We start from the raw sequence: 12200 nt of genomic DNA on the forward strand, positions 1-12200 counted from the left end.
AGAAGTTAGAAAACAATGACAGGTTTATTAGCACTCATCGTAGTAATTCTATTTGTAGTCACACTTTGGCAAATGTCGAAGATCTTTAAACTATCACAGTTTAATAAGAAGACTAATAGCGAAACAGCTCAAGTAGCTGACGACAAAGACAATCGTATCAATGGTAAATTGATGCTTTGGTTTGCGGTTGTATTTTATTTTATAATGGCATACTGTTTTATTAATTACAGTAAATTTTATTTGCCAGAAGCGTCTTCAGAACATGGAGCAGATTATGACAATTTGTTATTTATCTCATTAGCACTAATTATGTTTGTGCAGGTTATCACACAAGCATTGTTGCATTATTTTGCTTATAGGTATAGCGGTAAGAAAGGGCAGAAGGCACTTTTTTATGCAGATAACGATAAATTAGAGTTTATCTGGACGATAATCCCAGTAATCGTTCTTGCAGGTTTAATTATATATGGACTTTTTACTTGGTCAGATATTATGAACTTTGAGGAGGATGAAGATGCTATCGTAGTTGAGCTTTATGCAAAACGTTTCGGATGGCAAGCTAGATATGCCGGAGAAGATAATACCTTAGGTAATGCAAACGTAAGATTCATTGAAGGAGCAAATACTGTCGGAGTAGATGAGAGTGATGCAGATGCAATGGATGATAAGATTACTACTGAGTTACACCTTCCTGTAGGGCGTCAGGTGATTTTTAAGTTACGTTCTCAAGATGTACTTCACTCTGCTTACATGCCGCATTTTAGAGCGCAAATGAATGTAGTGCCAGGTATGATTACTCAGTTCTCATTCACACCTTCAAAAACCACTGCTGAAATACGCGATACGGATTACATGAAGGATAAGATGGCTACTATTAAGGATATTAGAAAAGAGAAAAACAAACAGTCTATTGCAGCTGGAGACGGTCCAATAGATGCTTATGACGAATTTGACTATTACTTGCTATGTAATAAGATTTGTGGAGCTTCGCATTATAACATGCAGATGAAGATTGTTGTTGAAACCCAAGAAGAGTATGATGCTTGGATGTCAGAACAAAAGACATTTGGTAGTTCTTTAGCAACGGCTCAAGAGTAAAAAAAAGAAAAAGAAAAATTAACTAAAGAATCAAGGTATGGCAGCACACGCACCAACAGCAGATCATGGTCATGACGATCACGAGCACCACCACGAGCAAACATTTGTAACAAAATATATCTTTAGTACAGATCATAAGATGATCTCAAAGCAGTACTTAATTACTGGTTTGATAATGGGTATTATAGGTATTGGAATGTCATTGATATTCCGTCTTCAACTTGCTTGGCCAGATCACCAGTTCACTATTTACGAAGTACTCTTAGGAGACTGGGGTAAAGATGGTGTTATGGATCCAAATATTTATTTAGCACTTATTACGATACACGGAACCATCATGGTGTTCTTTGTACTTACCGCTGGTTTGAGTGGTACATTTAGTAACTTATTGATTCCACTTCAAATTGGAGCTCGAGATATGGCTTCAGGATTCTTGAACATGGTTTCTTACTGGTTATTCTTCCTTTCTTCAGTGATCATGGTTCTTTCTCTTTTTGTAGAGTCTGGTCCAGCTGCAGCAGGATGGACAATTTACCCTCCATTATCAGCTTTACCTAACAGCATCCCTGCTTCAGGTATGGGAATGACACTATGGTTAGTTTCAATGGCTATTTTCATTGCTTCTTCACTAATAGGATCATTGAACTACGTGGTAACTGTAATAAACTTACGTACTAAGGGTATGTCTATGACTAGACTTCCTCTTACCATTTGGGCATTCTTTGTTACAGCAATTATTGGTGTTGTTTCATTCCCAGTATTACTTTCTGCGGCATTAATGCTTATCATGGATAGAAGTTTTGGAACATCATTCTTCTTGTCTGACATCTATATCGGTGGAGAAGTATTACATAATTCTGGAGGTTCACCTGTATTATTTGAGCACCTTTTCTGGTTCTTAGGTCACCCAGAAGTATACATTGTATTATTACCAGCATTAGGAATATCATCTGAGATTATATCAACTAACTCACGTAAGCCTATTTTTGGTTACCGTGCGATGATTGCTTCTATTCTTGCGATAGCATTCTTGTCAACTATAGTATGGGGTCACCATATGTTCATCTCGGGAATGAATCCTTTCTTAGGATCGGTATTTACATTTACAACTTTACTTATTGCGATACCATCTGCAGTAAAAGCTTTTAACTATATAACGACCTTATGGAAAGGTAACCTACAGTTCAACCCTGGAATGTTATTCTCTATAGGTCTTGTATCTACGTTTATATCTGGAGGTCTTACAGGGATTATCCTTGGAGATTCTACATTAGATATTAACGTACACGATACTTACTTCGTAGTTGCTCACTTCCACTTAGTAATGGGTATATCTGCCCTTTATGGATTATTTGCAGGAGTGTACCACTGGTTCCCAAAAATGTTTGAAGGTAAGATGATGAACAAAAACTTAGGTTACGTTCACTTCTGGATCACTGTGATTGGAGCATACGGTATTTTCTTCCCTATGCATTTTATTGGAATGGCGGGTCTTCCAAGACGTTATTATACAAACTCAGCCTTCCCATATTTTGATGATTTACTAGACGTAAACAAGGCTATAAGTATTTTTGCATTCATAACTGCAGGAGCACAATTAGTATTCTTATATAACTTTATCCATTCTATGTTCTATGGAAAAGTAGGAGCGCAAAACCCTTGGAAGTCTAATACATTAGAGTGGACTACGGGGCATAAGCATATTCACGGTAACTGGGTTGGAGCAATTCCAGAAGTACAACGTTGGCCATATGATTATTCTAAATTGAATAAAGATGGTTCAGATTACGTAATACCTGGTCAAGATTTTATCCCACAGACCATGCCTCTTCAGCCTAATGAAGAAGAAATGAATCACTAGATTATAATATATAGTATTAAAAACCCACTCAAATGAGTGGGTTTTTTGTTGTTACGCTTTCGCGAAAGCGTACTTATGCAATGGAAAATTTTGTGAGTGCTCATTGTTAGGAATTCATCATGACCCAACACTATTCCTTATCTTTGATTGAAATCACTGCTACGTATGAATGAACATTTAGACCCCACAAACGATGGTTTTTCTAGAGAAGATGTAGATGTCGAAAAGGCATTGAGACCGCTATCCTTTGATGATTTTGCGGGACAAGATCAGGTGCTAGAAAATTTGAAAATATTTGTTCAAGCAGCAAACCAAAGAGGAGAAGCTTTAGATCATACATTGTTTCATGGTCCTCCAGGTTTAGGTAAAACGACACTTGCAAATATTCTCGCCAATGAACTTGATGTAAATATTAAGATCACATCAGGTCCAGTACTTGACAAGCCAGGAGATCTTGCGGGATTACTTACTAATCTCGATGAGAGAGATGTCCTCTTTATTGATGAGATACATAGATTGAGTCCAATAGTAGAAGAGTATCTATACTCAGCTATGGAGGATTATCGTATCGATATCATGATTGAAACAGGTCCCAATGCTCGAAGTGTTCAGATTGATCTTGCTCCATTTACACTAGTGGGTGCAACAACGCGTTCAGGACTGCTTACAGCACCTATGCGCGCACGTTTTGGTATCTCAAGCAGATTACAATATTACACTACAGAACTGCTTACTACTATCGTTGAGCGTAGCTCTAGCATATTAGGAGTGCCTATCTCTATGGAAGCTGCTGTGGAGATTGCAGGAAGAAGTAGAGGAACTCCTCGTATCGCAAATGCGTTATTGAGACGTGTGCGTGATTTTGCTCAGATCAAGGGTAACGGGCGTATAGATATTGCTATTGCAAAATATAGTCTTGAGGCATTAAACGTAGATGCACATGGTCTTGATGAGATGGATAATAAAATACTTGCGACTATTATAGATAAGTTCAAGGGTGGACCGGTAGGTATAACAACCCTTGCAACTGCAGTATCTGAGAGTGCAGAAACAATTGAGGAAGTATATGAACCATTCCTAATACAACAAGGTTTTATAATGCGTACACCTAGAGGTAGAGAAGTGACCGAAGAAGCTTATAGGCATTTAGGTCGTGTAAAAGGACCTGTGCAGGGCGGACTCTTTTAATTATAGTGGTAAAGTATGTTTATTGAAAGTGGATGATTCATATTTTTTGAAAGCCTGGATTATCTTAATTTTAATCAAGCCGTATCTTTATAATTGATCCTATAAAACATTATATGCCAGATAAAATTCCAGCAGTATCCGTGTTTAGATTTCTTGCCAATGCGGGAAGTATCCTTAAAAACCCTCTGCCTTTTCATAAAGAAAACTTTGAGTTAAAAGGTGATACTTTCAAACTAAAGCTTGGTTTTGGTAATGATGTAGTCTTTTCAAGAGATCCGGAATTTGCCAAATATGCACTTCAAAAAAATCAGCGCAATTATAGTAAATCACCTATCCAAACTAAGGATTTAGCAAAGTATGTTGGGGAAGGTCTGCTCACCGCAGAGGGCGACCACTGGAAAAAACAACGCAAACTTATACAGCCAGCTTTTCATAAGAAGCAGCTAGCACAATTACTTGATGCAATGCATGAGGTAATTAAAGAAGAACTATTGCGTGTTGAAACGCATAAGCCTTTTGATGTGTTTGAGGTTTTTAATGATCTTGCATTTATGACTGTCGTTAAGGCATTGTTTAAAACTGATGTAGATCGAGACAAAATAAATAGATTACAATACATCACAGAGCAAGCACAAAAGATGCTTGTAAAAGAACTTCGCCAGCCATTTAAGGCATGGTATTTTAAATATGGTGGACCTATAGATAAGCATCTTGCTCTTACAAAAGAGGCGAGGGTTATTCTAAAGGAACTTGTACAAGAGCGTAAGGATAGCGGTGACAAGCCTGGTGATTTACTTGATATGCTGCTAGATTCTCAATATGAGGATGGCGGATTTATGGAGGAAGAACAGCTTATAGATGAAATTCTCATTTTGTTTTCGGCGGGTCACGAGACTACTTCAAACGCGCTTACATTTACAGCCGAGCTACTTGCTAGAAATCCTATCTGGCAAGATAAGATTTATGAAGAATACGCTTTCGCGAAAGCGAACTCCACCACTCTCAATGAGTTTTTAAGACAATGTACGGTTACTAAGCAAGTGCTGGAGGAAACCATGCGTATGTATCCACCGGCATATTTTATAGATCGTGTGAATATTGAAGATGATGAGCATAACGGTATGGAGATTCCTGCGGGTTCTAATTTGCTATTTTCTGTGATAGAAATACATAAGCATAAAGACTTTTGGGATCGAGCAGATCAATTTGATCCTACTAGATTTGATGATAATGCAGGAATGAAACATCTGGCATATTTCCCTTTTGGCGCAGGACCTAGAATGTGTATCGGTAATAATTTTGCTATGTATGAGATGATACTAGCCGTTACTGAGCTAGTGGCTATGTTCAAGATTGCTCCAAAAAGTACGCCCATTGAGATATTGCCGCTTATTACATTAAAGCCTAAAAATGCATTGCTGGAGTTTATACCAAGATAGTAATGATTGAAAATCGAGCAAAACATACAGCATTCATTAAAGCCGAAGCTACTCGCCTAGGTTTTATGTCTTGTGGTATAAGTAAAGCTGGTTTTTTAGAGGAAGAAGCACCTCGACTTGAGTCATGGCTTAAGCAAAATATGAATGGTGAGATGCAGTATATGGAGAACTACTTCGATATGCGTCTTGACCCTACGAAGCTCGTGGAAGGCTCAAAAAGTGTTATTTCTCTACTGCTTAATTATTATCCTCACGAAACTCAAAATGAAGATTCGTACAAGATATCTAAGTATGCTTATGGCCGCGATTATCACTTTGTGATAAAGGATAAACTCAAAGAATTTTTGCATAACATTCAAGAGGAAATAGGGGATGTGCATGGCCGTGCTTTTGTAGACAGTGCTCCAGTGCTTGATAAGGCATGGGCAAAAAAAAGCGGATTGGGCTGGATAGGAAAGCACAGTAATCTACTCTCAAAAAAGACAGGGTCTTTTTATTTTATTGCAGAGCTAGTGATTGATCTGGATTTGGACTACGACACACCTGTAACAGATCACTGTGGGAGTTGTACTGCTTGTATAGACGCGTGTCCCACAGATGCTATTGTTGAGCCTTATAAGGTAGATGGTAGTAAGTGCATAAGTTACTTTACGATAGAGTTAAAAAATCAAATTCCTGACTATGCAAAGCCACATCTAGATGACTGGATGTTTGGTTGTGACGTGTGTCAAGACGTGTGTCCTTGGAATCGTTTTTCAAAAGCGCATAGTGAGCCGCTTTTTGACCCTCATCCAGAATTACTCTCTAATTCAAAAAAGGACTGGGAAGAAATCACCCAAGAAGTATTTTCAGAAATCTTTAGAAAATCTGCAGTAAAACGGACAAAGTTTTCAGGTTTACAGCGCAATATAGACGCACTTAAAAAGCAGTAGAGTTTATATGTTACGCTTTCGCGAAAGCGTGATTGTAATAATTTTTTAAACCTGGTAAAAGGAATTTTAATAATTATTACGGATATTACTGTCGCTACACTGCAATAACTACGCGCTATCTTATGAATAAAATACTAAGCTCCATTAAAAAGCCTAACCTCTCATTCTGGCAAATTTTTAATATGAACGTTGGTTTCTTAGGGATTCAATTCTCTTTCGGACTTCAACAAACAGCTATTAATCCAATATTCTTATATCTAGGAGCTGCCGAAGATTTGCTGCCTATTCTCAATATTGCAGGCCCTATTACAGGATTGATTGTACAACCTATTATAGGTGCGATAAGTGACAAAACATGGTCGCCAAAATTTGGAAGAAGAAAGCCATTTTTTCTTATAGGTGCTCTCATAGGTAGTATCTGTTTGTTTGCATTTCCTTTTAGTCCTGTGTTATGGGTAGCGGTTGCATTGCTTTGGATACTCGATATAGGGAACAACATGGCTATGGAGCCATATAGAGCACTAGTAGGAGATAAGTTACCTCAAAAGCAATTAAGCCTTGGTTATCAAATGCAAAGTCTATTTGTAGGAGCAGGAACGGTAATTGCGATGCTATCAATCATATATTTTCAAGAAATTTTAGGGGTAGCAGAGGAGATTGTAGGAAGTATACCTCAGTGGTTGTATTATTCATTTTTTATAGGTGCGATATTATCTATTACTACCATTTTATGGTCTGTGAGTAAAACCAAAGAAATACCACCTTCTGAAGGTGAGATGGTGGAAATAGAAGCATTTAGAGGATTAACATTTTTACAAAAATTTAAACATCCTTTTGTCGAGATTGCTCAAACTGTAAAGACTATGCCTGCATTTATGTGGAAGGTAGCTGGTGTGTATCTTTTTCAGTGGTACGCATTATTTGTATACTGGCAGTTTAATGTGCCTATGTTTAGAGATACCTTAAATTTTACTATCGGGGAAGCTGCATCACAATCTGCAAAAATGAGTTTAACCTACAACTCTGTGACTATGGTCGTTGCGCTTGTGCTCGTACCGCTCACGTTAAAATATGGAGGTAAGAAGATTTATGCAGCAAGTTTACTAGGGACAGCACTTGCTATGTTTTTGATCCCATATATAAACGATGCAAATTTAGTGGTGTTACCTATGATTCTATTCGGAATAGGCTGGGCTGCAATGATGGGAATTCCATACACAATGGTTTCTAAGATTGTGCCGCAAACTAAACGTGGTATTTATATGGGTATTTTAAATATGATGATTGTAATACCTATGGCTATTGAGACTGTGACTTTTGGACCTATCTATAAATATTTATTAGGTGGTAGTGCTATAAACGCCATATTATTTGCTGGTGTATTTTTCTTAATATCGGCTACTCTAGCACTTAGGTTGACACCTAAGCAAGCGCAAGAAGTATATAATCAACCAGAGTAATTAGTAGTTTGTTACGTAATAATAGATAGCATCTTAGGATGTATTAAAATACTAGAAAGGCGTGAGTAGAGATATTGATATCATATGTGTAGGCGAAGTTCTGATAGACTTCATAGGTCACCAAAAAGAAGTGAGAATTGATCAAACTAGAGATTATCACAGGTATCTAGGTGGCAGCCCTACAAATGTGGCAATGAACTTAGCGCGTCTAGGGATGAATGTGAAGCTTGCTGCAACTAGAGGTGATGATGGTTTAGGTCTTTATATAGAAGAGAAGCTTGCCGAGAATGGAGTGCAAACAGATCTTGTGAGAACAGATGCTGTAAATCCTACTAGTGTAATTTTTGTATCGAAAACTACGGGAACACCAGATTTTATTCCCTATCGCTACGCAGACACAAAAATCACCGAAGATCAAATTCCAGATGAGCTTATTGAAAAGACCTCCGTTTTTCACACCACAGCTTTTGCATTAAGTAAAAATCCTGCGCGGACTACTATTTTAGCCAAAGCAAAAAAGGCTTTTGAGGCGGGATGCACTTTGAGTATAGATCTTAATTACTCTCCACGCATTTTTCCAAAGCGAGAAAAAGCATTAGAAACCTTTAGAAAATACTGTTCATATAATCCGCTAGTGAAGATAAGCGAGGATGATATGGAGCGCTTGTTTGGAGAACGTAAGTCTCATGATGAGATATTTGATTTCTTTCACAACGATTTTGGTGTTGAGCTTGTTTGTCTCACGCTTGGTTCTGATGGGGTTAAGCTTTCGCGAAAGCGTAAAAAAGATTCTCAAGAAATAATTGAACTACCGGCAGCAAGAGTAGAAAATATTCTTGACGCTACAGGTGCAGGAGATGCCTTCTGGAGTGGCTTTTTATTTGCATACATCAAGGAGTATGAAGTCGAGCGATGTCTCAAAATCGCACTATCACTAGCTGCAATAAAACTACAGCACGTAGGGAGACTTCCTCAAAATGTAGATATCTTAACGCAATTATTAGATTTTAAATAGAACCCTACCTCATAACTATAATGTGTTATAGCTTATGTGGCGTATTAGGAAATCTGTATTTTTGTAAGTCAAATACAAATCAACTTTATGAGTCAAAACAGCAACAAGCGTAGAGAAGCTCTCGTGTATCACGCAAAGCCTAAACCAGGTAAAATTGCCGTAGTTCCTACGAAGAAGTATTCTAGCCAGCGTGATCTCGCGTTAGCATATTCTCCTGGTGTAGCAGAGCCTTGTCTAGAGATTGCAAAAGACGTAAATAACGTTTATAAATATACTGCAAAGGGTAACCTAGTTGCCGTAATCACAAATGGTACCGCAGTTTTAGGACTGGGAGATATAGGGCCAGAAGCCTCTAAGCCTGTAATGGAAGGTAAAGGACTTTTGTTTAAGATATTTGCTGGTATTGATGTGTTTGACATAGAAGTGGATACTAAGGATGTAGACGCTTTTGTAGAAACTGTAAAAAATATAGCTCCCACTTTTGGAGGTATTAACTTAGAAGATATTAAAGCTCCAGAAGCTTTTGAAATAGAACGCAGACTTAAGGCAGAGTTGGATATCCCAGTAATGCATGATGATCAGCATGGTACAGCAATTATTTCTGCTGCGGCAATGCTTAATGCATTAGAAATTGCAGGTAAACGTATTGAGGATGTAAAGATTGTGGTAAGTGGTGCGGGAAGTGCTGCTATCTCTTGCATGAACTTATATCACTTACTAGGTGCTAAGCTAGAAAATATATCAATGTTTGATATAAACGGTTTGCTAAGAGCAAATCGTACAGACCTTTCTCCAGAGCAGGTGAAATTTAAAAGTAACAAGGATTACAAGAATCTTGCAGATGCCATGGTAGATGCAGATGTGTTCTTGGGACTTTCTGTAGGTAATATTGTATCGCCAGATATGATTAGATCTATGGCAAATGATCCTATTGTTTTTGCAATGGCAAACCCAACGCCAGAGATCGACTATAACGTAGCAATTACTTCTCGACCAGATCTTATTATGGCGACGGGACGTTCTGACCATCCTAATCAGGTTAATAATGTGCTTGGTTTTCCTTTTATTTTTCGTGGAGCGCTTGATGTAAGAGCAACGGCAATAAATGAAGAAATGAAAATGGCTGCTGTAAAAGCACTTGCTCAACTAGCAAAAGAGCCAGTTCCAGAGCAGGTGAACATTGCATACGGAGCAACACGATTTACCTTTGGGCGAGATTATATCATTCCGAAGCCTTTTGACCCGAGATTGATAACAACAATTCCTCCAGCAGTTGCAAAAGCTGCTATGGATAGCGGAGTTGCACTTGAGCCTATAACAGACTGGGATTCATATAACGATGAGTTATTAGAACGCCTAGGAGAAGATAATAAGATAGTAAGATTACTGCTTGATAGAGCTAGGCTTGATCCTAAGCGTATCATCTTTGCAGAGTCAGACCAGCTGGATGTATTAAAAGCTGCTCAAATTGTACATGAAGAAGGAATTGCAATTCCCGTGTTACTAGGTAATAGAGAGGTGATACTTGAGCTCAAGGAAGAAATAGGTTTTGAGGCAGATGTAGAGATTATAGATCCTCTATCTAATGAGGAAAAAGATCAAGTAGATCGCTATGCAAATATTTACTGGAACACACGTAAGCGTAAAGGTATCACGTATCTTGATGCAAGGCGTCAAGTAAAGCGTCGCGATTATTTTGCCTCTATGATGGTAAATGAAGGAGATGCAGATGGTATGTTATCTGGTTATAGCCGTAGTTACCCTACTGTGATAAAGCCTGTGCTTGAAGTTATAGGTACTGCGCCTGGAGTGCAAAAAGTAGCAGCTTGTAACTTGATGGTGACATCAAGAGGGCCTTTGTTTCTTGCAGATACTTCAATAAATATCAATCCAACAGCAAAGGAGCTTGCTAAAATTGCTCAAATGACTTCCACTACCGTAAAAATGTTTGGTCTTGAGCCTGTTGTTGCAATGGTGAGTTATTCAAACTTTGGATCTTCTGGACATGAGAAAGCTACAGAGGTGAGTAAGGCGGTATCTTACTTGCACCGCTACTATCCAGATCTTGTGGTAGATGGTGAAGTACAAGCAGATTTTGCTCTTAACAAGGAAATGTTACAAGCAAAATTTCCTTTCTCAAAACTAGCAGGAAGAAAAGTAAATACACTTGTATTTTCAAATATAGATAGTGCAAACATTACCTATAAAGTGATTAAGGAGCTTGAAAAGGCAGATAACATTGGGCCTATTTTATTAGGTATGCGCAAGCCTGTACATGTACTTCAACTAGGAGCAAGTGTAGACGAAATGGTAAGTATGGCTGCAATTACGGTTATTGACGCTCAGAAAAAGCAAAAACAAGAAGTGCGCCGTGCGCAAGAACAGAAGTAATATATTGATTTCGCTTTCGCGAAAATTTGATACAAAGAGGTGTAAAATGTAATGTTTACACCTCTTTTTTTGTGAGTTCTTTTGTTGATGAAATGAGAAAGAGTTAATCGTTAGTTTTTATTGAAGAAGCGTGGTTTTGAGTGGTTTCATTTTCGCGAAAGCGTAACCATTAAAATTGGCAATCTCCTAGACATAATTTTCTTACATTTACGCTCCTTAATTATTTGTTAAATGATCACTCACTTAAGCGGAAGACTTATAGAAAAAAATCCAACTCACGTAGTACTAGACTGCAACGGAGTAGGATATTTTATTAATATTTCATTGCACACTTTTGGGCAGCTAGGAGATAGCGAGGCTTTAAAGTTACACACCCATCTACAAGTTAAAGAAGATAGCCATACACTTTTTGGGTTTATGGAGGTGATGGAGCGTGAGATTTTTAGATTATTACTGTCTGTTTCTGGTATAGGAGCAAGTACGGCAAGGACAATGTTGTCCTCTCTAGATCCTAACCAGATAAAACAAGCTATTGCATCAAATGATGTAGCAACCATACAAAGTATTAAGGGAATAGGAGCAAAAACAGCCCAGCGAGTAATACTCGACCTCAAGGATAAGATCCTGAAGGTGTACGATATGAGTAGTGAAAGTGCTGTGCAAAGCAATACTAGCAAAGAAGAGGCGTTATCTGCTTTAGAGACATTAGGTTTTGCGCGTAAGCAAGCAGAAAAAGTCTGTACGGCTATCGTAAAAGAAAAGCCAGACGCAAGCGTAGAAACGATTATCAAAGAAGCATTAAAAAAACTGTAGGCA

The 12200-nt window shown here is 38.1% G+C and carries 9 protein-coding genes; all 9 read left to right on the forward strand.

Going from position 1 to position 12200, the window contains the following annotated elements:
• Positions 1-15: 15 nt before the first annotated feature.
• The 9 genes from ACJJVU_RS03735 (at position 16) to ruvA (ending at position 12197) form a co-directional block, all read left to right on the forward strand.
• The gene (locus ACJJVU_RS03735) at positions 16-1098 is read left to right on the forward strand and encodes a cytochrome c oxidase subunit II (protein WP_405222416.1); all 1083 of its coding nucleotides are present in this window, start codon (positions 16-18) and stop codon (positions 1096-1098) included.
• 37 nt (positions 1099-1135) lie between these two features.
• Positions 1136-2959 (forward strand): cbb3-type cytochrome c oxidase subunit I, encoded by a 1824-nt coding sequence (locus tag ACJJVU_RS03740; RefSeq protein ID WP_405222419.1) that lies wholly within the window; start codon positions 1136-1138, stop codon positions 2957-2959.
• A gap of 165 nt (positions 2960-3124) precedes the next feature.
• Positions 3125-4147 carry a Holliday junction branch migration DNA helicase RuvB gene (ruvB, locus tag ACJJVU_RS03745; RefSeq protein ID WP_298329362.1) on the forward strand — a complete coding sequence of 341 codons (1023 nt, stop codon included), beginning with the start codon at positions 3125-3127 and terminating at the stop codon, positions 4145-4147.
• A gap of 113 nt (positions 4148-4260) precedes the next feature.
• Positions 4261-5586: a cytochrome P450 gene (locus ACJJVU_RS03750; protein WP_405222422.1), complete on the forward strand. Its 1326-nt coding sequence runs from the start codon at positions 4261-4263 to the stop codon at positions 5584-5586.
• Between the two features lie 2 nt (positions 5587-5588).
• Positions 5589-6518: a tRNA epoxyqueuosine(34) reductase QueG gene (queG, locus tag ACJJVU_RS03755; protein ID WP_405222425.1), complete on the forward strand. Its 930-nt coding sequence runs from the start codon at positions 5589-5591 to the stop codon at positions 6516-6518.
• A 122-nt stretch (positions 6519-6640) separates the two neighbouring features.
• Positions 6641-7978 carry an MFS transporter gene (locus tag ACJJVU_RS03760; protein WP_405222428.1) on the forward strand — a complete coding sequence of 446 codons (1338 nt, stop codon included), beginning with the start codon at positions 6641-6643 and terminating at the stop codon, positions 7976-7978.
• Positions 7979-8039: 61 nt separating this feature from the next.
• Positions 8040-8993: a carbohydrate kinase family protein gene (locus tag ACJJVU_RS03765; protein ID WP_405222431.1), complete on the forward strand. Its 954-nt coding sequence runs from the start codon at positions 8040-8042 to the stop codon at positions 8991-8993.
• An 87-nt stretch (positions 8994-9080) separates the two neighbouring features.
• Entirely contained in the window at positions 9081-11384 is a 2304-nt protein-coding gene (locus ACJJVU_RS03770; RefSeq protein WP_405222434.1) for an NADP-dependent malic enzyme, read from the forward strand.
• Positions 11385-11615: 231 nt separating this feature from the next.
• On the forward strand, positions 11616-12197 hold the full coding sequence (gene ruvA / locus ACJJVU_RS03775) for a Holliday junction branch migration protein RuvA (protein ID WP_405222437.1): 582 nt from the start codon (positions 11616-11618) through the stop codon (positions 12195-12197).
• Positions 12198-12200 lie beyond the last annotated feature (3 nt).

The organism is Dokdonia sp. Asnod1-B02 (assembly GCF_045063955.1).
In the GTDB taxonomy this organism is placed as follows: Bacteria; Bacteroidota; Bacteroidia; order Flavobacteriales; family Flavobacteriaceae; genus Dokdonia.

Excerpts from the sequence above, each read along its gene's own strand:
- ACJJVU_RS03760 (WP_405222428.1), top strand. The coding sequence starts at position 6,641 with ATGAATAAAATACTAAGCTCCATTAAAAAGCCTAACCTCTCATTCTGG.
- ACJJVU_RS03740 (WP_405222419.1), top strand. The coding sequence starts at position 1,136 with ATGGCAGCACACGCACCAACAGCAGATCATGGTCATGACGATCACGAG.
- ACJJVU_RS03735 (WP_405222416.1), top strand. The coding sequence starts at position 16 with ATGACAGGTTTATTAGCACTCATCGTAGTAATTCTATTTGTAGTCACA.
- ACJJVU_RS03770 (WP_405222434.1), top strand. The coding sequence starts at position 9,081 with ATGAGTCAAAACAGCAACAAGCGTAGAGAAGCTCTCGTGTATCACGCA.
- ruvB (WP_298329362.1), top strand. The coding sequence starts at position 3,125 with ATGAATGAACATTTAGACCCCACAAACGATGGTTTTTCTAGAGAAGAT.
- ruvA (WP_405222437.1), top strand. The coding sequence starts at position 11,616 with ATGATCACTCACTTAAGCGGAAGACTTATAGAAAAAAATCCAACTCAC.
- queG (WP_405222425.1), top strand. The coding sequence starts at position 5,589 with ATGATTGAAAATCGAGCAAAACATACAGCATTCATTAAAGCCGAAGCT.
- ACJJVU_RS03750 (WP_405222422.1), top strand. The coding sequence starts at position 4,261 with ATGCCAGATAAAATTCCAGCAGTATCCGTGTTTAGATTTCTTGCCAAT.